Annotated in this window: 21 protein-coding genes; 11 read left to right on the forward strand and 10 right to left on the reverse strand. The window is 65.9% G+C overall.

The genetic code is table 11. The annotated features are described in order from the left end of the window. Window positions 1-52: 52 nt before the first annotated feature. The 5 genes from gspK to gspG are packed head-to-tail and all read right to left on the reverse strand — an operon-like array spanning window position 53 to window position 3,085. Window positions 53-1,051, reverse strand: coding sequence for a type II secretion system minor pseudopilin GspK (gene gspK / locus BLW02_RS07065; protein WP_159433773.1), 999 nt, complete (start codon window positions 1,049-1,051; stop codon window positions 53-55). Next, complete coding sequence (locus tag BLW02_RS07070) at window positions 1,048-1,725, reverse strand: PulJ/GspJ family protein (protein WP_092697688.1); 678 nt, start codon at window positions 1,723-1,725, stop codon at window positions 1,048-1,050. The genes gspK and BLW02_RS07070 overlap by 4 nt, the downstream gene beginning before the upstream one ends. Window positions 1,726-1,741: 16 nt before the next feature. Then, complete coding sequence (gene gspI, locus BLW02_RS07075) at window positions 1,742-2,101, reverse strand: type II secretion system minor pseudopilin GspI (protein ID WP_092697658.1); 360 nt, start codon at window positions 2,099-2,101, stop codon at window positions 1,742-1,744. After that, on the reverse strand, window positions 2,098-2,613 hold the full coding sequence (locus BLW02_RS07080) for a prepilin-type N-terminal cleavage/methylation domain-containing protein (RefSeq protein WP_092697659.1): 516 nt from the start codon (window positions 2,611-2,613) through the stop codon (window positions 2,098-2,100). Before BLW02_RS07080 ends, gspI begins: the two co-directional genes overlap by 4 nt. Before the next feature lie 31 nt (window positions 2,614-2,644). Then, on the reverse strand, window positions 2,645-3,085 hold the full coding sequence (gene gspG, locus BLW02_RS07085; protein ID WP_208859699.1) for a type II secretion system major pseudopilin GspG: 441 nt from the start codon (window positions 3,083-3,085) through the stop codon (window positions 2,645-2,647). 71 nt (window positions 3,086-3,156) lie between these two features. Between gspG and BLW02_RS07090 the strand changes: the two genes are divergently transcribed. Continuing rightward, on the forward strand, window positions 3,157-3,612 hold the full coding sequence (locus BLW02_RS07090) for a type II secretion system protein N (protein WP_092697661.1): 456 nt from the start codon (window positions 3,157-3,159) through the stop codon (window positions 3,610-3,612). On the opposite strand, the gene BLW02_RS07095 is transcribed toward BLW02_RS07090, so the two are convergent. From BLW02_RS07095 to ilvA, 3 genes are all read right to left on the reverse strand, one after another. Beyond that, window positions 3,602-4,198 carry a histidine phosphatase family protein gene (locus tag BLW02_RS07095; RefSeq protein ID WP_092697662.1) on the reverse strand — a complete coding sequence of 199 codons (597 nt, stop codon included), beginning with the start codon at window positions 4,196-4,198 and terminating at the stop codon, window positions 3,602-3,604. The two genes, BLW02_RS07090 and BLW02_RS07095, sit on opposite strands and share 11 nt — an antisense overlap. A gap of 98 nt (window positions 4,199-4,296) precedes the next feature. Then, window positions 4,297-5,103: an adenosylcobinamide-GDP ribazoletransferase gene (locus BLW02_RS07100; protein WP_092697663.1), complete on the reverse strand. Its 807-nt coding sequence runs from the start codon at window positions 5,101-5,103 to the stop codon at window positions 4,297-4,299. A gap of 85 nt (window positions 5,104-5,188) precedes the next feature. Further along, window positions 5,189-6,748 carry a threonine ammonia-lyase, biosynthetic gene (gene ilvA, locus BLW02_RS07105; protein WP_092697664.1) on the reverse strand — a complete coding sequence of 520 codons (1,560 nt, stop codon included), beginning with the start codon at window positions 6,746-6,748 and terminating at the stop codon, window positions 5,189-5,191. Window positions 6,749-7,088: 340 nt separating this feature from the next. Here ilvA and BLW02_RS07110 point away from each other — a divergent pair, with 340 nt between their 5' ends. After that, window positions 7,089-7,538 (forward strand): OsmC family protein, encoded by a 450-nt coding sequence (locus BLW02_RS07110; protein WP_092697689.1) that lies wholly within the window; start codon window positions 7,089-7,091, stop codon window positions 7,536-7,538. 31 nt (window positions 7,539-7,569) lie between these two features. Here BLW02_RS07110 and coq7 read toward each other — a convergent pair whose 3' ends face one another. Continuing rightward, on the reverse strand, window positions 7,570-8,187 hold the full coding sequence (coq7, locus tag BLW02_RS07115) for a 2-polyprenyl-3-methyl-6-methoxy-1,4-benzoquinone monooxygenase (protein WP_092697665.1): 618 nt from the start codon (window positions 8,185-8,187) through the stop codon (window positions 7,570-7,572). A 489-nt stretch (window positions 8,188-8,676) separates the two neighbouring features. On the opposite strand from coq7, the gene BLW02_RS07120 reads away from it, so the two are divergent. From BLW02_RS07120 to BLW02_RS07155, 8 genes are all read left to right on the forward strand, one after another. After that, complete coding sequence (locus BLW02_RS07120; protein ID WP_092697666.1) at window positions 8,677-9,768, forward strand: porin; 1,092 nt, start codon at window positions 8,677-8,679, stop codon at window positions 9,766-9,768. A 339-nt stretch (window positions 9,769-10,107) separates the two neighbouring features. Then, complete coding sequence (locus BLW02_RS07125) at window positions 10,108-11,328, forward strand: porin (RefSeq protein WP_092697667.1); 1,221 nt, start codon at window positions 10,108-10,110, stop codon at window positions 11,326-11,328. A gap of 279 nt (window positions 11,329-11,607) precedes the next feature. After that, the gene (locus tag BLW02_RS07130) at window positions 11,608-12,588 is read left to right on the forward strand and encodes an ABC transporter permease (protein ID WP_092697668.1); all 981 of its coding nucleotides are present in this window, start codon (window positions 11,608-11,610) and stop codon (window positions 12,586-12,588) included. Then, window positions 12,588-13,805: a M20 aminoacylase family protein gene (locus tag BLW02_RS07135; protein ID WP_092697669.1), complete on the forward strand. Its 1,218-nt coding sequence runs from the start codon at window positions 12,588-12,590 to the stop codon at window positions 13,803-13,805. The genes BLW02_RS07130 and BLW02_RS07135 overlap by 1 nt, the downstream gene beginning before the upstream one ends. A gap of 63 nt (window positions 13,806-13,868) precedes the next feature. Continuing rightward, a complete protein-coding gene (locus BLW02_RS07140; protein WP_092697670.1) occupies window positions 13,869-15,446 on the forward strand; it encodes an ABC transporter substrate-binding protein in 1,578 nt (525 codons plus the stop codon). 85 nt (window positions 15,447-15,531) lie between these two features. Beyond that, window positions 15,532-16,443 carry an ABC transporter permease gene (locus BLW02_RS07145; RefSeq protein ID WP_092697671.1) on the forward strand — a complete coding sequence of 304 codons (912 nt, stop codon included), beginning with the start codon at window positions 15,532-15,534 and terminating at the stop codon, window positions 16,441-16,443. Between the two features lie 36 nt (window positions 16,444-16,479). Continuing rightward, a complete protein-coding gene (locus BLW02_RS07150) occupies window positions 16,480-17,451 on the forward strand; it encodes an ABC transporter ATP-binding protein (RefSeq protein WP_092697672.1) in 972 nt (323 codons plus the stop codon). Next, complete coding sequence (locus tag BLW02_RS07155; RefSeq protein ID WP_092697673.1) at window positions 17,448-18,461, forward strand: ABC transporter ATP-binding protein; 1,014 nt, start codon at window positions 17,448-17,450, stop codon at window positions 18,459-18,461. Before BLW02_RS07150 ends, BLW02_RS07155 begins: the two co-directional genes overlap by 4 nt. A gap of 48 nt (window positions 18,462-18,509) precedes the next feature. Here the strand turns inward: BLW02_RS07155 and BLW02_RS07160 are convergent, their stop codons facing one another. Next, window positions 18,510-19,433 (reverse strand): LysR family transcriptional regulator, encoded by a 924-nt coding sequence (locus BLW02_RS07160; RefSeq protein ID WP_092697674.1) that lies wholly within the window; start codon window positions 19,431-19,433, stop codon window positions 18,510-18,512. Between the two features lie 131 nt (window positions 19,434-19,564). Here BLW02_RS07160 and BLW02_RS07165 point away from each other — a divergent pair, with 131 nt between their 5' ends. Then, a complete protein-coding gene (locus BLW02_RS07165; protein WP_092697675.1) occupies window positions 19,565-21,682 on the forward strand; it encodes a 3-hydroxyacyl-CoA dehydrogenase NAD-binding domain-containing protein in 2,118 nt (705 codons plus the stop codon). Window positions 21,683-21,752 lie beyond the last annotated feature (70 nt).

The raw sequence follows: 21,752 nt of genomic DNA on the forward strand, positions 1-21,752 counted from the left end.
TGCGGGCCATTTTAGGGGGCAGAGTTGACAGTGCTGCGTGCGGCAAGGCCGCTCAGCGCGCCGCAGCGGTCGCGCCTGCGCTGTCAAAAGCGCCGCGTTCGCGCCACAGCGTGGTGACGGTGGTGCCCTGGCGCATCACCAGCGAGCGTTCTTCCACCACGCTGGAGCCCAGGCGCAGGCGTCCGCGCACCTCGAAGTAGCGCGAGGCGATGGCATGGTCGTCGGCGTTCAGCGCAATGCTGGCGCCCAGCTGGTCGGAGGCATCGGTCAACGCCCGGAAATGGCGCGCCTGCCGGGCCTGCACCAGCTTTTGCGCGTCCGCCATGTCCAGCCCGTCGATCGCGGCCAACAGCACATCCACGTCGGCCGTGTTCAGGTTCACCGGGGTGCGCACCGGCAACAGCGTGACATGCGGCGCCAGCACGGCCAGTGTGGCGGGGGGCAGGCCCAGCCAGCCCAGCTGGGCCAGGGTCGGCGGCAGCAGGGGCGCGCTGCTGTTGGCGCCCTGGCTGGCCTTGGCTTCGCGCAGGCCCTGCACCAGCAGGCTCAGTTGCTGCGCAGGCAGGCCCAGGCGCTCGAACAGGCGAGAAAACTGGCGCAAGGCGCCTGCGTTGACCTTGTCGCCATCGATCAGGTTGCTCAGGTTCAGCCGCCCCTGCAGGTCGGTGATCTGGCCGGACAGAAAGGCGTCGGTGGTGTCGGTGCTGGCGTCGTCCACCTGGGTCATGTTGCGGTCGGCCGCCAGAAAGGTGGACAGGCGCGCCTCCTGCAGCGGCACGGCCCAGGGTTCGGCCAGGTGGTCGGCACCGCCGGTGATGCCGTCCTCGCGCAGGATCAGGCGCGACCAGTCGAGCGCGCCCACCAGAATCCAGGCCGACTGCAGCCGGGCGCGTTCGGCCGTTTCGACCTCGACCGCGCGCCACTGCTGCCACAGGGCGGCGGCGGCAAAGGTGGCCACCAGCGTCACCGTGAGCATGGCCGCCAGCAGGGCCGCACCGCGCTGGCGGGCCGGGCCTGCGGCGTTGTGCAAAGAGCCGGTGCGGTGCCTCATGACTTGCCGCCGCCCAGCACCGGGTTGACCCAGTCGCGCGTGATCTGCCCTGCCAGAGCCTGGCCCGGGCTGATGGTGATCTGCAGGCGCACGCCATCGGGCAGCGCGGCGTTGGCCTCGCCGGGCGCGCTATTGCCGCTGGACTGCGGGTTCGACCAGGCGCCGCCGCGGTAAAAATAGATTTGCCAGTTGTCCAGGGGCAGCAGCACCACTTCCCTGCGCCGCTCGGCTTCGCCGGGGTTGCCGGCCCACTGGGCCGCCTGCTGCCAGGCCTGTTGCCAGTCGGCATGGGTGCGCACCGGGGGCGATTGCCAGCGCAGCCAGTGGCTGGCGCCCTGCACATCGCGCCGGGTCCAGGCCACCACCAGGGCGCCTTCGTCGGGCCGGGCGCTGCTGCGCCGCGTCATGCGCAGCACCTGGCCGTCCCAGTTCAGCGGCGTGGTGTAGGGCACGGACACGATGGCGTCCAGATCCGCGCCCCACTGCGCGAGCGCGGCCTGCACCACCAGCAGTTCATCGGCCCGCTGGCGTGTCGTCTCTTGCGCCCGCGCCATGCCGTCCAGCCCGCGCCACCCCAGGATGGCCATCAGCGCCATGATGGCAATGGCCACCAGCAGCTCGATCAGGGTGAAGCCGTTGGGAGAGCGTGCGCGGCGCGCGCCCCAGTGCGTCATGCCAGCCATTCCCATATCAATATCTGCCCACGATGGTGGACAGGCGAAGCACGGAGTTTTCGCCATCGAACACCTGCGCATCCACGCGCCGGAAACTCGGGTTGGGCGTGGGCCGCACGATCACCGCCACATCGAAGCGCCGCCCCGCCTGCTCGCAGGGCTGGCTGCTGTCGCCCACCCCCGGCATCTGGCGCGACAGGCGGGCCTTGACCAGTTCGTTCTCGGCGCAGAGCTGGGCCAGCACGATGTCCGATTGCCGCAGGGCATTGCGCGTCAGCGCCGTGGTGGCCTGCAAGCCCGCCAGAAGGGCAATGGCCACAATGGCCAGCGCCACCAGCACCTCGACCAGGGTAAAGCCCTGTTCTGGCGTTTTCATGGCAGTGGCTCCACCGCGAAAGGCCGCAGGCCGTCGGTGGCCACGCGCAGCGTGCGTTCGGGGTGGGCCTGGTGGGTCAGCAGCACCTGCTGCGGCCCGATCAGCGGCTCGGGCCCCAGTTGCAGGGTGGCGGGGCCGCGCACCGTGGTGCCGGCATCCAGCCACCGGGTGGGAAGCGTGCCGGCGGGCAGGCCCTCGAACCGGAAACCCTGCGCATCGGCGCGCCAGCGTACCGGCACGCCCGTGCCGCGCGACTGGGCCCGGCCAGATTCCAGCAGGGCCGCCAGCCGTGCCGCTTCGCGCTCCAGCTGCGTCTGCCCGCCGTCGCGCAGCGCCAGGCTGACGCCCGCCGTGGCCAGTGCCATGATGCTGATGACCACCAGCAATTCCAGCAGGGTAAAGCCCCCCTGAGCCGCTGCGCGGCTCGCGCTGCGCGCGGGAAGGGGGACGGCGCCAGTGGCCTGGCAAAGCCAGTTCCACGGCGTCCCTGGCCGGGGGCGCGCCGGTTTCATGGGCCTGGGATGCGTGGAGAAAGAAGACCGGTCACTGCCAGCTGCCGATATCCGCGTTCTTGCCCTCGCCGCCCGACTGACCATCGGCACCGAACGACATCACGTCGATCTCGCCCTTGATGCCGGGGTTCAGGTACTGGTAAGGGCGGCCCCAGGGGTCGTTGGGCAGCTTTTCGAGGTAGGGTTTCCAGTTGCCGGGGATGGGGGCGGCCGTGGGCTTGGCGACCAGCGCCTGCAGGCCCTGTTCGGCCGTGGGGTAGCGCTGGTTGTCCAGGCGGTACAGCTTGAGCGCCTGCATCACATTGGTGACGTCGGTGCGGGCGGCGGTGCTGCGCGCATCGTCGGCGCGGTCGAGCACGTTGGGCACGATCAGCGCGGCCAGCACGCCGATGATGACCAGCACCACCATCAGCTCGATCAGGGTGAAGCCCCGCGCAAGGTGCGTGGCCAGGCGGCTGCGGGCGGGGCGCAGGGGGAGGGTGGAGGATTTGTTCACTGCAGGCGGTCTCGGGAGGGTCGGATCGCGTGAATCATAATCCCCGCATGGTGACCAATACACACAGCAAATGGGGCGTGCGCCTGGGGACTCTGGCTCTCTGGGCCCTGGCGGGCGCCAGCGTGGTCTATTGGGGGCTGCGCCTGTCGGCACGGCCCGTGGGGCTGGCGGTGCCGGCCGTGGCCCCCGCGCCCGTGGCACCCGATGCCCAGGCCATGGCGCGCCTGCTGGGTGTGCCGGCAGCGACCGATGCGGTGGCGGGCCGGGCGCCCGTGGCCTCGCTGGCCAGCCGCTTTGCGCTGATCGGTGTGCTGGCGGGCCGCAGCAGCGGCGGTGGTGCCGCGCTGATTGCGGTGGACGGCAAGCCGGCCAAGCCGTTCCGCGTGGGCGCCGCAGTGGACGAGGGGCTGGTGCTGCAGTCGCTGGACCCGCGCCAGGCCCGGCTGGGCGCGAGCGTCGATGGGCCGGCCACGCTGACGCTGGACATGTCCCTCAAGAACTGAACCGGTCCAGGTTCCGGATTTCCCATTCGCCCCACGCGGGCGCAGCCGCCGGCCATTGTTCCGGCCGGGGCCAGACGCCGTCGCCATGGGCCTGCAGCCAGGCCACGCAGCGCGCCACGCCGGCGTGGGTGATCCACACCACATCCTGCGCGGCCTGCTTTGCGGGCTGTGGCTGCGTGGCGCGCAAGGCCAGCGAAACGCGGGCCAGCATGGCGCTCAGGCTCTCGCCGCCGCCGGGTGCGTGGGTGGCAAAGGCTGCCGTCCACGCGTCGATGGCCGTTTTGCCGATGTGCTCCCAGGTCCGCCCTTCCCAGTGGCCAAAGTCCATTTCACGCAGGCGGGCGTCGGGATTGGAGGTCAAATCGGGCCTGAGCGCTTGAAGGTCATGTGCCAGCAGCTCACATCTTTGTAGCGTTGAATGAAAGACCTGCGCCTTCGGCGGCAGGGCGTCTGCCAGGCGCTGCGCTGCCACGCGGGTGGCTGCGGCGTCGGCTGGCACATCGAGCGCACCGTAGCAGGTGCCCGGTGCCACCAGGGGTCGTGCATGGCGCACCAGCCACAGGCGGGCGCCGGTGGGCGGGCTCATTCCATTTCCAGACCCTCCGTGTCGTTGTTGCTTCGCCTTGCCGTGCTGCAGCACTGTCTGCGGCTTCGCGCCTAGACACGAAGGATCTGGAAACGGAATTACATCCATCGCAGGGCCAGCGCCGCGCCCAGGTAAAAACCGATCTCGCTGACCTGCTGCGTGGCGCCCAGGCAGTCGCCCGTGAAACCCTGCAGGCGCCGCGCGAACCAGTGCGCCAGCCACGCGGCAGCCAGCGCACTTCCTGTCAAGGATGCTATCAAGTATGTAGCTGATTGCGCTTGCCATACCAGCGCCAGCGGCATCCAACACCAGCACATCGCGGCCGCCAGGGCGCCAACCGAGATCTGGTCGGCCAGCGGTTTGCTTTTGGACCGGGCCGTGTCGCCCACATGCGGCAGTCCGCGCACGATGAACAGCGGCCACAGGCGCGACAGCACATGGCCGCCCACCAGCGCCGCCACCGCCGCCAGCAGGCTGTGCGCACCCAGCAGTGCCAGCAGGCTGACCTTGGCCAGCAGCGCCAGCACCAGGGCCATGGCACCAAAGGCGCCGATGCGCGAGTCTTTCATGATGTCGAGCGCCCGCTCGCGGTCATGGCTGCCGCCCAGGCCGTCGGCCACGTCGGCCAGGCCATCCTCGTGGAAGCCGCCGGTCATCAGCACCGTGGCGATGGTGCAGAACACCGCCGCCACGGCCGGCGCCATCGGGTTGGGCGCCAGGGCCGCGTGCAGGGCGGCATACACGCCCGCCGCCAGCGCCGCCGCCAGCCAGCCGATGCCCGGGAAATGCGCGGCACTGGCGCGCAGCATGGCCGGGCTGTAGCCCACCCAGCCGGCCAGCCGCCCGGTAACGGGAATGCGGGTAAAAAACTGCACGGCCAGCAGGTAGTGGCGCAGGGCTTGCATGGTGCGGGGCCGGGAGGCTATCAAAATTGATAGCTGCTAGCGCTTATTGGGTAATCACTAGCAGCCATTTTTCGCAATATTGTGGTTACTTGGAGCGCAAAAACAGCCGGTAGGCCGGGTTCAGCGTTTCTTCAACATACGGGTAGCCCAGCGTGGCCAGGAATGCATCAAACGCCGCAGCGTCCTCGGGCGGCACCTGCAGGCCCACCAGGATGCGGCCGTAGTCGGCGCCCTGGTTGCGGTAGTGGAACAGGCTGATGTTCCAGGTGGGCTGCATCAGGCTCAGGAACTTGAGCAGCGCGCCGGGCCGCTCGGGGAACACGAAACGCAGCAGGCGCTCGTCCTGCGCCAGCGCCGAATGGCCGCCCACCAGGTGGCGCAGGTGCTCCTTGGCCAGCTCGTCGTGCGTCAGGTCGAGCGACTCGAAGCCGTGGCGCTCGAAGTTCCTGGTGATCTTCTCCGACTCGCCCTTGCCGTGCGTGGCCAGGCCCACGAACACATGGGCGCGCTGGGCGTCGCTGATGCGGTAGTTGAACTCGGTCACGTTGCGCGGGCCGCCGGGCAGGCCGCCCACCACCTCGCAAAAGCGGCGGAAGCTGCCGCGCTCTTCGGGGATGGTGACGGCCAGCAGGGCCTCGCGCTCCTCGCCCACCTCGGCGCGCTCGGCCACGAAGCGCAGGCGGTCGAAGTTCATGTTGGCGCCGCACAGGATGGCGGCGTAGGTTTCGCCCTTGGTCTTGTTCTTGGCCACGTACTGCTTGATGGCCGCCACAGCCAGCGCTCCGGCGGGCTCGACGATGCTGCGCGTATCCACGAACACGTCCTTGATGGCGGCGCACACGGCGTCGGTGTCCACGGTGACGAATTCATCCACCAGGCCCTGGGCGATGCGAAAGGTCTCCTCGCCCACCAGCTTGACAGCCGTGCCATCGGAAAACAGGCCCACATCGGCCAGCGTGACGCGTTCGTGCGCGTTGACCGACTGGATCATGGCGTCCGAGTCGTTCATCTGCACGCCAATCACCTTGATGTCGGGCCGCACGGCCTTGATGTAGTTGGCCACTCCCGCCACCAGGCCGCCGCCGCCAATCGCCACGAACACGGCATCGAGCTGGTTGCTGCCCAGCTTTTGCAGCTGGCGCAGGATTTCCATGGCAATCGTGCCCTGGCCGGCGATCACGTCGGGATCGTCAAAGGGGTGCACAAAGGTCAGCCCCTGCTCTTGCTGCAGCCGCACCGCGTGATCGTAGGCATCGGTATAGCTGTCGCCCGCCAGCACCACCTCGCCGCCCAGGGCCTGCACGGCGTCGATCTTGAGCTGTGGCGTGGTGGTGGGCATCACCACCACCGCGCGCGTGCCCAGCTTGCGTGCGCTCATGGCCACGCCCTGCGCGTGGTTGCCGGCCGAGGCGCAGATCACGCCCTTTTGCAACTGTTCGGGCGCCAGCTGGGCCATCTTGTTGTAGGCGCCGCGCAGCTTGAAGCTGAACACCGGCTGCTGGTCCTCGCGCTTTAGCAGCACCTTGTTGTGCAGGCGGCGGCTGAGGTTCCTGGCGGGCTCCAGGGCCGACTCGACGGCCACGTCATAGACGCGCGCGGTCAGGATCTTCTTCAGGTAATCGAGGGGGGTGAGAGGCTGGGTCATGGGATGGCAGGGTGTGCGCCGCCGCAGCGAAGGTGGCGGGGCAGCCATCATAGGCGCAACGCCTGACGGCCCGGCGTGGCGCAGTGTTTGTCGCACAGGCAAAAAAAAGCCCCAGGCGGTAAGGCCCAGGGCTGAATCCATCCTTTGAGGAGATGGAGGAGACAATCGGTGCATTGCAGTGGTTGGCTGCCTTGGGCTACCAACCCTTTCTTTCCGAAAGGGCAACGCATGGCGCTATTCTAGCGCGTCGGGTGCTGCAATGCAGCAAAATTCACCGTATATTTTTGAAGTGGCGGCCCATTTCGTCAAAAAAGCCACGCACCAACAAGGAGTGACAGACATGGAATGCACAGTCAGCTGGACCGGCGGCGCCGGAACGCGCTCGGGGATGGGCTTTGTGGCCGAAACGGGCAGTGGCCACATCCTGGCCATGGATGGCGCCCCCGATGCGGCGAACCCGGCCAATGGCGGGCTCAACCTGGCGCCCCGGCCCATGGAAACACTGCTGGCGGGCACGGGCGGCTGCACCGCCTACGACGTGGTGCTGATCCTCAAGCGCGGCCGCCACGATGTACGCGGCTGCAGCGTCAGGCTCACGTCGCAACGGGCCGAGGTGGAGCCCAAGGTGTTCACCGCCATCCACATGCAGTTCACCGTGACGGGCAAGGGCCTTGCGCCCGCCGTGGTGGAGCGCGCCATTGCCATGAGCCACGAAAAATACTGCTCTGCCAGCATCATGCTGGGCAAAACGGCACGCATCACCACCGGGTTCGAGATCGTCGAGGCCTGAGATCGTAAGCGGGCTCTGTGGCCGCGCCGGTTCAGACGTAGTGCGCCGTGGTCGTCATCACCTTGGCGGCCATCTTCATCATCAGGCGGGCGGGCGCTGGCAGGGTCACAGCCCCGGCATCGTGCGCATTGGCCGCGTGGCGCTCTTCGTCGTTCTTCATGCGGCTGACCACGGCGCGTGAGGCCAGATCCTCGGCCGGAAGCCTTTCCAGGTGGCCCTGCAGGTGCTCCGCCACCTGGTTTTCGGTTTCCACCACAAAACCCAGGCTCACGCGGTCGCTCACCTTGGCGGCCACCAGGCCCAGCGCGAAGGCGCCCGCAAACCACAGCGGATTGAGCAGGCTGGGCCTGGCGCCCAGGGCATCAAGCCGCTGCTGCGTCCAGGCCAGGTGGTCGGTTTCCTCGCGGGCCGATTCGAGCAGATGGCTGCGCAACCGGGCATCGCGCGTGACCGCCGCCTGCGCCGTGTAAAGGGCCTGGGCGCACACCTCGCCCACATGGTTCACCCGCATCAGCGCGCCCGCCAGGCGCTTTTGCGCGGGATTCAGCGCGGTTTCGGCAAAGGGCTCGGCGGGCGAGGCCTCCACGGCATGGGGTTTGGCAAACAGGGTGCGCAGCGCGGTGTCTGCGGCGCAAAGGAATGGGTCCATGGGAATTTCTTGGGAGAAAAATGGGCGAGGGTGGTGCGAAACAGGCGTTTTGCCAATGCATTCCCGCTTGCACATTGGGCGAGGGGCAATGCGACGAAGTGTTGCAACGTTCCGGGTCTGTTGCAAGAATGCCTGAAGAGAATGCGACAGTTGTTACAGACAGAAGTGGTTGTCTTGAGGTAGTTTGCGATGGCTTCTGTGGTGGCTGCCGCCAATGAGGCGCTGTATTGCGACATTTTCTGCCGCACCAGGATTGGTATTGGCATGGTGCCGTGTTGCGCAGGGCTTCCGCGACGAGGGTGTATTGTTGCAATGCCGCAACGAAATTGACCCTGCGCGGTGATTTCCTTTGCGCAACCGCGCCCCGTCTGGTGCAATAACACCAACTTCCCCACCAGGAGGTTGGCCCGGGGAACCGGTGGGACTGTGCTGGCGCTGCGCCCCAGACCTCCGAACCGGTGCCCATGTTTAACCTTGGAGTAACTCGCAATGAAAAAATCCCTGATTGCCCTGGCTGTGCTGGCTGCTTCCGGCGCCGCAATGGCCCAATCTTCCGTGACCCTGTATGGTATTGCTGACGCTGGCGTGACCTACCTGAATGGCGGCTCCAACTGGAGCGGCGTGACCTCCGGCAACAACAAGACCAGCCGCCTCGGCTTCCGCGGCGTGGAAGACCTGGGCGGTGGCCTGAAGGCCAACTTCGTCCTGGAAGGCGGCATCAACCTGGACACCGGTGATGGCAAGTCCGGCGGTGCAACCGACAACGGTTTCCAGTTCAAGCGTCAATCCACCGTGGGCCTGGCAGGCAACTTCGGTGAAGTGCGCCTGGGCCGCGAACTGACCGCTGCCTACAACGCTACCGCCCGTTACGACGTGTTCGGCAGCGTGGGTCTTGCCCAGTCGCGCCTGTGGGCTGACGGCGGCGTGGTTGATGCCAATGCCAATGCCAATGCCAACGCCAACGCTAAGGCTGTGACGACCAACCAGCGTATCAGCAACGCTGTGACCTATGTGTCGCCCAGCTTCAGCGGCTTCAAGGTCGGCGTGAACTACGGTTTTGGTGAAGTTGCTGGCGGCAACAGCAAGAGCGGTTACATGGGCGCTGGCCTGATGTATGACAACGGCCCCCTGAGCCTGGGCTTGGGTCTGGAACGCCTGAAGAGCGGTGCAAACTCGGTTGCTACCAGCGACATCGACGCCTGGAGCCTGGGTGGTTCGTATGACTTCGGCGTGGCCAAGGTGCTGGCTGGCTACCGTGAGTCGAAGGTTGACGTGGCTGCCGGTGAGAACAAGCGCCTTGGCTACTACGTGGCTGCAACCGCTCCTGTGGGCCCTGGCCTGGTGCGTGCTTCGTACAACCGTTACGAAAACAAGCTCGCCGGTTTCAAGGAAAAAGCTGACCAGTTTGGTCTGGGCTATGTGTACAGCCTGTCCAAGCGCACCTCGGTGTATGGTACCTACGCCTACATCAAGAACAAGGACGGCGCCAACCTGTACACCCTGGGCTCTAGCAGCCAAGGTAGCTTGAAGACCAACGGTTCGCAGCAAGGCGTGCAAGTCGGTATCACCCACGCTTTCTAATGAATGGCTGGCGTGAGCCAGCTTTCATAGAGGTATGACAAAAGCCGCCCGTCGCAAGACGGGCGGCTTTTTTATGGGCGTGTGTTTCCGTTCGTACTTTTTTCTGTGCCGGCCAGTTGGCGTGCGCAACTGTGGTGCGTTGCGTGTGAGCCGGCAGAGCAGGTGGATGCATGTCTCATGCGCGACTTGAGAAGCAGCTGAGGGTTGGCTTTTCAATAAGTGAACGATCGTTCTATTAGGGAAAGCCTGTGTAGGCAATGTGCAACAAGCGCTTTCGCACGGGCGTGCCTTTACTACACTCAATTGGCATCCACTCAACCACGGAAAGAGACGCGACCCATGAAAAAAACCGAGATCCAGAAGCTGTTCGCCTTCGGAGCCGTTGCCCTGGCTTCCAGCTTCGCTTGCGCGCAGACCGCCACCGCTCCGACGAGCAGCGTGCAGCTGTGGGGCATTGTGGACATGGCCTATCGCCACACCAACAACGAAGGTGTCGGCAAAGATAACCTGTCGAAGATGATTGGTGGCGGCATGTCGCAGAGCCGCTGGGGTATCAACGTGGAGGAAGATCTGGGCGGTGGTTCCAAGGCCCTGGTGACGCTGGAAAACCGTTTCGACGCCGATTCGGGCACGCCCGCCGCCAATTCGCCGTTTTTCCAGCTCGCCCATGTGGGCCTGCAGGGCCCCTATGGCCGCCTGACCGCCGGGCGCCAGTGGAACGTGCTGTTCGATGTCGTAACCAGCACCTACGCTTCGTTCCCCTATTCGCCTTACATGGAAGCCTACAAGCCTGAGCTGGGCATGGCCATGGGCGCGCGTACCAGCAATATGCTGAAGTACACCTTTGCAACGCCAGACCGCAGTTTCGTGGGTTCGCTGCAATATTCGTTTGATGAGAACAACGACACCAAGGCGCTGGAAGCAGGGCTGCCTGCTTCTGCAGCGCAGGTGCCTGCCTATGTGGCGAGCACGCTCAATGGTGGCGCGTGGAAGACCGCGGGCGGCTACCTGCGCTACGCCGCCAACGGCTTCGCATTGGGCGGCGGTTACATGCGCACCACGCTGCCTGGCGGTACCGATGTCGATGCCTGGACCCTGGGTGGTTCGTACCGCACCGGCCCCTGGTACTTCAACACCGGCTACGGCCTGAACAAGGCGAAATACGAAACGGTGACCAGCACGATCCAGGGTTTCCGTAACAACGTAGACCGAGCGATCCTGGGCCAGTTCTGGGCTGGCCAGAGCAATGGCGGCTTCCAGCCGGGTGACGCCGACAAGCGCCAGCTGTTCAAGGTGGGTGTGGGCTACCAGCTGACGCCTCAACTGAACCTGGGTGCGCACTACTTCCGCGGTAAGCAGTCGGGTTCGACCACGGGCGCATCCAACGGCAATGTCAACTTCTACGTTGCCGTGGCCGACTATGCTTTCAGCAAGCGCACCGACGCCTACTTCGGCGTGGACCACACCAGCATCAGTGGCGGCAGCGCGCTGGTGCTCGATGCAGCGAGCAAGGCCCGCAGCCGCACCGGTATCACCGTGGGTCTGCGTCACCGCTTCTAAATCACTGGTGGGGGAAAAGCGCTGCTCTTGCAACGGGGTGGCGCGGGTTTCCAAGGGGGAAGCCGGATCGCTAGCGATAGTGATCCGGTTTTTTTCTTTTCTGCATGGGCCACAACGGACTTGTCGCTTGATCTGCCCGCTGACCGGGCGCGGTTGGTCTGGTTCCTGCATGGGGGTTGGCAAATTGCACAGGCGGTTTGGGGCCTGGTGCACTCGAAAAACATCGTTTGGTGTCAGAAACTTCCCTGTTAGCATGGTCCAACATTCTTTGCTTTACCGATGCTTGCATTTATTTTGCGCCGCCTGATACAGGCGGTCATGGTGATGGTCACCGTGGCCTTCATTGCCTTCATGCTGTTTCAGTATGTGGGCGACCCGGTGGTGTTTTTGCTGGGGCAGGATGCAACGCCTGAGCAGATCCGCAGCTTGCGCGCTGATCTGGGGCTCGACAAACCCTTTTTTGTGCAGTTCTGGCACTTTCTGGTGAATGCCGCGCAGGGTGAGTTTGGTCTGAGCCTGCGCCAGGGCGCCAAGGTGTCGCGCCTGATGGCCGAGCGGTTTCCTGCCACGCTGGAGCTGGCACTGGTGGCTGCCGCGCTGGCGCTGCTGGTGGGGGTGCCGATGGGGGTGTATGCGGCGCTCAAGCGCGGTACCTTCATCAGCCAGGCGTTCATGACCTTGTCGCTGCTGGGCGTGTCGCTGCCCACGTTTTTGATCGGCATCCTGCTGATTCTGGTGTTTGCGGTGATGCTGGGCTGGTTTCCCAGCTTTGGGCGCGGCGAGGTGGTGCAGATCGGGTGGTGGACCTCGGGGCTGCTGACGGCCAAGGGCTGGCACCACATCACGCTGCCGGCCATCACGCTGGCGATTTTTCAGCTCACGCTCATCATGCGGCTGGTGCGCGCCGAGATGCTGGAGGTGCTGCGCACCGACTACATCAAGTTTGCCCGCGCGCGCGGCCTGTCCAGCCGGGCCATCCATTTCGGCCATGCACTCAAGAACACGCTGGTGCCGGTGATGACGATCACCGGGCTGCAGCTGGGCGGGCTGATCGCCTTTGCCATCATCACCGAGACGGTGTTCCAGTGGCCGGGCATGGGGCTGCTGTTCATCCAGGCCGTGACGTTTGCCGACATTCCGGTGATGGCCGCCTATCTGTGTCTGATTGCGCTGATTTTTGTGGTGATCAACCTGGTGGTGGATCTGCTGTATTTTGTGGTCGATCCGCGCCTGCGCGTGGGCCATGCCGGAGGACACTGATGCACAACCCACGCTGGAAAGTTGGCGGCCGGGCCTTTGCCCATATTGCGCAATTCCACCCCGAACTGACCGCGCTACGGCGTGACCTGCATGCCCACCCCGAGCTGGGTTTTGAGGAGGTGTACACGGGGCGGCGCGTGAAAGAGGCGCTGCAGCTGTGCGGCGTGGATGAAATCCACGAGGGCATTGGCCGCACGGGCCTGGTGGCCGTGGTGCGGGGCCGCAGCCAATCGAGCGGAAGCATGGTGGGCCTGCGTGCCGACATGGACGCACTGCCGATTACCGAGCACAACGATTTTTCCTGGAAATCGTGCAAACAGGGTCTCATGCATGGCTGCGGCCATGACGGCCATACCGCCATGCTGGTGGGTGCCGCCCGCTACCTGGCCGAAACCCGCAATTTTGACGGTACCGCCGTGCTGATCTTCCAGCCTGGCGAAGAGGGCTTTGCCGGCGCCCGCGTGATGATGGAGGACGGCTTGTTCGAGCGATTCCCGGTGCAATCCGTTTTTGCCATGCACAACTGGCCGGCCATGAAGCCGGGCACCGTGGGCATCAACCCGGGGCCCATGATGGCGGCGGCAGACCGCATCACCATCGAGATCAACGGCCGCGGCGGCCACGGTGCGCATGCCTACCAGACGGTGGACGTGGTGCTGGTGGCGGCGCACATCATCACCGCGGCGCAGAGCATTGTGTCGCGCAATGTGCGGCCCATTGACAGCGCCGTGGTCAGCCTGTGCGCCATCCAGGCGGGCGACCTGGGCGCTTTCAGCGTGCTGCCGGGCAGCGCCACGCTGGTGGGAACGGTGCGCACCTTCGATCCGGCGGTGCAGGAGATGGTGGAGCAGCGCCTCAAAGAGCTGTGCAGCGCCATTGCCCTGGGGTTTGGCGCCACGGCCACGCTGCATTACGAGCGCATGTACCCCGCCACCATCAACACCGAAAGCGAGGCCGTGTTTGCCGCCGACGTGGCCGAGTCGCTGGTGGGTGCCGACCATGTGGTGCGCGACCTGGAGCCCAGCATGGGGGCAGAAGATTTTTCGTTCATGCTGCAGACCAGGCCCGGCGCCTACCTGCGCCTGGGGCAGGGCACGGGCGCCAGTGGCAGCGCGCTGCACAACAGCCGCTACGACTTCAACGACGAGGTTCTGCCACTGGGGTCGGCCTTGCATGCCAGCCTGATCGAGCAGGCCATGCCCTTGCAGACACCCTGATTTTCCGCCGTGTTGCGGTTGACCGCCTGAGTTCTTGTTCCCGTCCATCCACAGGAGATTCGCATGAAATTTCAGAAGAAAGCAAGCTTGGCCCTTGTGCTGTCTGCGCTGGCAGCTACTAGTCTGGTAGCACATGCCCAGACAATCCGGATTGCCAACCAGGGCGATGCGCTCTCGATGGACCCGCACTCGCTCAACGAGTCGCTGCAGCTGAGCACGACCAGCAATGTGTACGAACCGCTGGTGGGGCGCAACAAGGACCTGAGCCTGGCGCCCGCGCTGGCCACGGCATGGAAGCAGACCTCGCCCACCGTGTGGCAGTTCGAGTTGCGCCGGGGGGTGCAATTCCATGACGGCACCCCGTTCACCGCCGACGATGTGCTGTTCAGCTTTGCGCGCACGCAGGCCGATGGCTCGGACATGAAGAGCTACACCAACGATTTCAAGCAAGTGCGCAAGATCAACGACTTTCTGGTGGAGATCGAGACCAAGACGCCTTTCCCCATTCTTCCGGACGTGATCTCGCAAGTGGCCATGATGAGCAAGAAATGGTGCGAGACCAACCAGGCCCTGACGCCGGTGGACCGCCGCAAGGGCATCGAGAACGCCGCATCGTTCCGCGCCAATGGCACGGGGCCGTTCCGCCTGCGCGAGCGCCAGCCCAACGTGCGCACGGTGTTCACGCGCAATGGTTCCTACTGGGGCAAGATCGAGGGCAACGCGGCCGAGGTCATCTTCACCCCCATCGGCAACGACGCCACCCGCGTGGCGGCCCTGCTGTCGGGCGAGGTGGATGTGATGGAGCCCGTGCCGGTGCAGGACATCGAGCGCGTGAACAGCGGCGCCAACACCCGCGCCATCACCGGCCCGGAGCTGCGCACCATTTTCCTGGGCATGGACCAGAAACGCGACGAGCTGCTGTATTCGAACGTGAAGGGCAAGAACCCGTTCAAGGACAAGCGCGTGCGCCAGGCCTTCTACCAGGCCATCGACATCGAGGGCATCAAGAAAACCGTGATGCGCGGCGCCTCCAACCCGTCCGCGCTGATGGTGGGCCCGGGCATCAATGGCTTCCAGCCCGACGCCAAGCGCCTGCCGTATGACGTGGAAGCCGCCAAGAAGCTGATGGTCGAGGCCGGCTACCCCAACGGTTTTGAAGTGGCCATGAACTGCCCCAACGACCGCTACGTGAACGACGGCCGCATCTGCCAGGCGGTGGCTGCCAACCTGGCGCGCATCAACGTCAAGATCAACCTGCAGGCCGAGACCAAGGGCACGTATTTCCCCAAGATCCTGCGCCGCGATACCGGTTTTTACATGCTGGGCTGGACGCCTTCGACCTACGACGCGCACAACGCCCTCAATGCCCTGATGGCCTGCGTGGACGACAAGGGCGCGGGCCAGTTCAACCTGGGCGCCTATTGCAACCCCAAGGTGGACGAGCTGACCAAGAAGATCCAGGCCGAGACCGACAAGGTCCAGCGCAACGCCATGATCAAGGAGGCGTTTGATCTGCATGCGGCCGACGTGGGGCACCTGCCACTGCACCAGCAGGCCCTGGCCTGGGGCGTGAGCAAGAAGGTCAAGCTGGTGCAATTGGCGGACAACTACATGCTCTACAAGTGGATGAGCAAGAACTGATCTGCCACCCAGCACCTTCCCAAGGGGCCGCAAGGCGGGGCCGCACAGCGCGCCGGGCCTTGCTGCCTGTTTCTGGTTTCCTCTGATGAAAAAAACCCTTGCGCGCTGGCTTGACAGCGATGTTGGCTACAGCTTTCGCACTTCGCCCATGGCCATGGTGGCGGCCGCGATTGCCGTGGTGTGCGTGTTCTGCGCGCTGGCTGCGGGTTGGGTGGCGCCGCACAACCCGTTCGATTTGTCCACGCTGGAACTCAGCGATGCACGCCTGCCCCCGGCCTGGAGCGCCGAAGGTTCGCGCAAATACCTGCTGGGCACCGACGACCAGGGGCGCGACATTCTCTCGGCCCTGATCTATGGCGCCCGCATCTCGCTGGTGGTGGGGCTGGCGTCGGTGCTGCTGTCGGTGGTGGTGGGCGTGGCGCTGGGCTTGCTGGCCGGTTTTCGGGGCGGCTGGATCGACGCCGTGCTGATGCGCCTGTGCGACGTGATGCTGTCGTTTCCCGCCATTTTGGTGGCCCTGCTGATCGCGGGCGTGGGCCGGGCGCTGTTTCCCAATGCGCACGAATCGCTGGCTTTTGGGGTGCTGATTTTCTCCATCTCGCTGACCGGCTGGGTGCAATATGCGCGCACGGTGCGCGGCTCCACCCTGGTCGAGCGCAACAAGGAATATGTGCAGGCCGCGCGCGTGACCGGTGTGCCCCCGCTGCGCATCATGCGCAAGCATGTGCTGCCCAATGTGATGGGCCCGGTGATGGTGCTGGCCACCATCCAGGTGGCCACGGCCATCATCACCGAGGCCACGCTGTCGTTTCTGGGTGTGGGCGCGCCGCCCACCTCGCCCTCGCTGGGCACGCTGATCCGCGTGGGCAATGACTACCTGTTCTCGGGGGAGTGGTGGATCACCGTGTTCCCGGGGCTGATGCTGGTGCTGATCGCGCTGTCGGTGAACCTGCTGGGCGACTGGCTGCGCGACGCGCTCAATCCTCGGTTGCGCTGAAGGCGCAGCCACCTCTCCGAAGCAGGCCGCCATTTCATGTCTCTCCTCGAAGTCAAAAACCTCGTTGTCGAATTTCCGGGCCGGCGCGGCACACTGCGCGCGCTGGACGATATTTCGTTTTCCATCGCCCCCGGCGAGATCCTGGGCGTGGTGGGCGAGTCGGGGGCGGGCAAGTCGCTCACGGGCGCCGCCATCATTGGCCTGCTCGAATCGCCGGGGCGCGTGGCGTCGGGCGAGATCCGGCTGGAAGGCCAGCGCATCGACCAGCTGAGCGAAGCGCAGATGCACCACATTCGGGGCCGGCGCATTGGCGCGATCTTCCAGGATCCGCTGACTTCGCTGAATCCGCTCTACACCGTGGGCCGGCAGCTCACCGAAACCATCCAGGCGCACCTGCCAGTGAATGCCGCCGAGGCCCGGCGGCGCGCCATTGCCCTGCTGCAGGACACCGGCATCCCGGCGGCCGGGCAGCGCATCGACCATTACCCGCACCAGTTCTCGGGGGGCATGCGCCAGCGCGTGGTGATTGCCCTGGCGCTGGCGGCCGAGCCCCAGCTCATAGTGGCCGACGAGCCCACCACGGCGCTCGATGTGTCCATCCAGGCGCAGATCATCACGCTGCTCAAGAACATCTGCCATTCGCGCGGCGCGGCCGTGATGCTGATCACCCACGACATGGGCGTGATCGCCGAAACCTGTGACCGCGTGGCGGTGCTGTACGCCGGGCGTGTGGTCGAGATCGGTCCGGTGCACGAGGTCATCAACCACCCCGCCCATCCCTATACCGCCGGCCTCATGGCCTCCATTCCCGACATGGCGCAGGACCGCGAGCGCCTGAACCAGATCGACGGTGCCATGCCCCGCCTGAACGCCATTCCACCAGGCTGCGCCTTCAACCCGCGCTGCCCGCGCCGCTTTGACCGCTGCACCGCCGAGCGCCCCGAGCTGCTGCCCGCAGGCGCCACCCGCGCGGCCTGCTGGCTGCATGCCCCGGAGGTGGCCGCATGAGTGCAACGACACCGGCCCGCACGCCCCTGGTGCAGGCACACGACCTGGCCAAGACCTTCGACGTTTCGGCGCCCTGGCTCAACCGCGTGCTCGAAGGCAAGCCGCGCACGCTGCTGCACGCGGTGGATGGCGTGAGCTTTGAAATCGAAAAAGGCAAGACCCTGGCCCTGGTGGGCGAATCGGGCTGCGGCAAGAGCACCGTGGCGCGCCTGCTCGTGGGCCTGTACGAGCCCACGCGCGGCGGCCTCACCTTTGACGGGCAGGATGCGCATGCCGCCTTCAACAGCGGCAACGCCAAGCCCATGCGCCGGCGCATCCAGATGATCTTCCAGGACCCCTATGCCAGCCTGAACCCGCGCTGGCTGGTGGAAGACATCGTGGCCGAGCCGCTGCGCGAGCATGGCCTCATCACCGACAAGGCCGTGCTCCAGCAACGGGTGGGCGAGCTGCTGCAATCGGTGGGCCTGTCGGCACTCGACATGGTGAAGTACCCGCACCAGTTTTCGGGCGGGCAGCGCCAGCGCATCTCGATTGCGCGCGCCCTGGCTACCGAGCCCGAGTTTCTGGTCTGCGACGAGCCCACCAGCGCGCTCGATGTGTCGGTGCAGGCCCAGGTGCTCAACATCATGAAGGACCTGCAGCGCCAGCGCCACCTGACTTATCTGTTCATCAGCCACAACCTGGCCGTGGTGCGGCATGTGAGCGACCAGGTGGGCGTGATGTACCTGGGCCGCCTGGTGGAGCTGGCCGACAAGCACACCCTGTTTGACACCCCGCGCCACCCCTACACGCGCATGCTGCTCGATGCCATCCCCAAGATGCACGACACCGGCAAGGCGCGCAACCCCGTGCAGGGCGAAGTGCCCAACCCGCTCAACCCGCCGTCCGGCTGCGCGTTCAACCCGCGCTGCCCGCATGCGAACGAGCGCTGCCGCGCCGAGCGGCCCCAGTTGCTGGGCCTGGGCGGCATCCGCATCGCCTGCCATGCGGTGCAGGAGGGGCGGATCTGATGATTGCTCATGAAATGGGCGTTGCTCGCGCTTCCCGTACCAGCGGGGTCACGGTGCCGGCAGGCCCGGTGCTGGCGGATCGGCTGCCGGCAGGGCGCGGCCCAGCAGGTAGTCGATGCAGGTGCGCACCGCCCGCGTCTGGTGGCGGTCGGGCATGTAGAGCATGAACATCTGCGTGCCGAAGATGCTCAGGCGCCACTCGTCCAGGGTGGTCAGCACCTCGCCGCTGGCCACGGCGTCCTCCACCACATAGTCGGGCACCAGCCCCACGCCCAGCCCGGCCAGAATGCCCTGGCGCAGGAACGGAAAATGCTCCGAAATCAGCGTGGGCTCCAGCGTCACCTCTTCACGCCGTTCGCCCTGGTAGGCGCGCAGGCGCAGCTGGCGCCCCACGACGCCGGCCGTGATCAGTGGTGCGGTGCGCAGCGCCTCCAGTCCCGTGGGCAGGCCGTGCGCCAGGGCATAGCCGCGCGAGGCGCAGGCGAGGTAGCGCACCGTGCCCATGTCGCGCGCCACCAGCGTGGGCGGGGGCTCGGGCATGACGCGGATGGCGATGTCCACTTCGTCGCGGATCAGATCGTCCACCCGGTTTTCAAAGCGCACATCGAGCACGATGCCGGGGTACAGGCGCTTGAAGTCGATCAGCCAGTCCGACATCACCATCTGCCCGTAGCCGCTGGGCACGCTCAGGCCTACGCGGCCCTGCAGGCCCTGGCCCAGCGTGGCGATGGTCTCGCGCGCGGCCAGCATCTCGTTCTGGATGGCGCGGCCATGCTGGTACAGGCGCAGGCCCACTTCGGTGGGCTCGACGCGGCGCGTGGTGCGGCGCACCAGCTGCACGCCCACCGATTTTTCGAGCTGGCTCAGGTGGTAGCTCACATTGGCGCGCGACATCTTCAGGTTGCGCGCCGCCTGGCTGAGGTTGCCCGCATCCAGAATGTCCACCAGCACGGTCAGGGAGGTGATTTCCATGTGTGGGATGCTTAAAAAAGCGGCTTATGTCAAAGATTGTTTGACAGTCTGTCAACCGTTAATGTAATTGTCAAGATTGTTTGGCGCATCAACAATAGTGGGCTCTTTCCCAACCACCAGGAGACTCCCGCATGGGCGCAGCCACCCCCGATTCCGTTGTCACCACCGCCCGCGTGGGTTCCATTCTGGCCGTGACGGTGAATAACCCGCCGGTCAACGCGCTGGGCGTGGCCGTGCGCCAGGGCCTCGCCGCCGCCATGGCGGCCGCGCAGGCCGACAGCGGCGTGGCCGGCGTGCTGCTGGTGGGCGCGGGCAAGGCTTTCATTGCGGGCGCCGACATCCGTGAATTTGGCAAACCCACCATGCCGCCATCGCTGCCCGAGGTGTGCCGCAGCATTGAAGACTGCACCAAGCCGGTGGTCGCGGTGCTGCATGGCGCAGCCCTGGGTGGTGGCCTGGAAGTGGCGCTGTCGGCCCACTACCGCCTGGCCTTGCCCGCCGCCAAGCTGGGTCTGCCCGAAGTGACGCTGGGCCTGCTGCCCGGCTCGGGTGGCACGCAGCGCGCGCCGCGCCTGATGGGCGTGAAAGCCGCCACCGAGCTGATGCTCAGCGGCCAGCACCTGTCGGCCAAGGCCGCGCTGGCTGCGGGCCTGGTCGATCAACTGGCCGAGGGCGATGATGCCCGGGCCGTCGGCCTGGATTACCTGAGCGGCCTGCTCGCGCGCAATGCGCCCGTGCGGCGCACGCGCGATATCGCCATTGCCGACCCGGCCGCAGCTTTGGCCGAGCTTGCGGCGCTGAAGGCCGACACGGCGAAAAAGATCCGGGGCCTGTTCTCGCCGCTCAAGATCATCGAATGCGTACAGGCGGCGGTGCAGCTGCCGTTTGACGAAGGCATGGCCCGCGAGCGTGCCCTGTTTCTGGAATGCCTGGACAGCCCGCAGCGCGCCGGCCTGATCCATGCCTTTTTTGCCGAGCGCGAAGTGGTCAAGGTGCCCGAGGCCCAGGCCGCCGCGCCGCGCGCGTTCGCCCGCATTGGCATCGTTGGCGGCGGCACCATGGGCGCGGGCATTGCCGTCTCGGCCCTGGATGCGGGCTACCCCGTGACCATGGTCGAGCGCGATGCCGAATCCATCGCCCGGGGCCGTGCCAATGTGGAAAAGGTTTACACCGGCCTGGTTGCCAAGGGCCGCATGGCCGAAGAGGCCAAGGCCGCCGTCATGGCGCGCTACACCGGCAGCACTTCCTACGACGATCTGGCGAATGTGGACTTGGTGATCGAGGCCGTGTTTGAAGACCTCGAAGTCAAGAAAGCCGTTTTCAAGGAGCTGGACCGCGTGTGCAAACCCGGCGCGGTGCTGGCCACCAATACTTCGTACCTGGACATCGACGCCATCGCCGCCGCCACCCGCCGCCCGCAGGACGTGATCGGCCTGCACTTCTTCAGCCCGGCCAACATCATGAAGCTGCTGGAAATCGTGGTGCCCGCCAAGGTCAGCGCCGACGTGGTCGCCACCGCCTTCGAGCTGGCCAAGAAGCTCAAGAAAGTGCCGGTGCGCGCCGGTGTATGCGATGGCTTCATCGGCAATCGCATCCTGGCTGTGTACCGGGACGCCGCCAACCATGTACTGGAGGACGGCGCCAGCCCCTACGAGATCGACGCTGCCGTGCGCGAATTCGGCTATCCCATGGGCCCGTTCCAGGTGTCGGACCTGGCTGGCGGTGACATCGGCTGGGCCACGCGCAAGCGCAAGGCCGCCACGCGCGACCCCAAGGCGCGCTATGTGGAAATTGCCGACCGCATCGCCGAGCGCGGCTGGTACGGTCAGAAGACCGGCCGCGGCTGGTACCTGTACCCCGAAGGCGCGCGCATGGGCCAGCAAGACCCCGAAGTGCTGGCCATTGTGGACGCCGAGCGCGCCAGGAAAGGCATCACGCCGCGCACCTTCTCGCACGAGGAGATCATGCGCCGCTACATGGCGGCCATGGTCAACGAAGGCGCCAAGGTGCTGGAGGAGGGCATCGCCCTGCGCCCGCTCGACATCGACGTGACCTTCCTGTCCGGCTATGGCTTTCCGCGCTATCGCGGCGGCCCCATGCAATGGGCCGACATGCAGGGCCTGGACAAGGTGCTGGCCGACATCGAGGCCTTTGCCAAGGAAGATGCGCAGTTCTGGCAACCCGCCGCCTTGCTCAAGAAGCTGGTGGCCGAGGGCCGCAACTTCGCCAGCCTGAACCAGCGCGGCTGAGTTCACGCACTCCTTCTCCCCCTGGCGGGAGAGGGGGAGTGTGGCATGCAGCGCCCGTCCACACTGCGCA

Origin of the sequence: Acidovorax soli (genome assembly GCF_900107605.1) — a bacterium.
Taxonomy (GTDB): Bacteria; Pseudomonadota; Gammaproteobacteria; order Burkholderiales; family Burkholderiaceae_C; genus Acidovorax; species Acidovorax soli.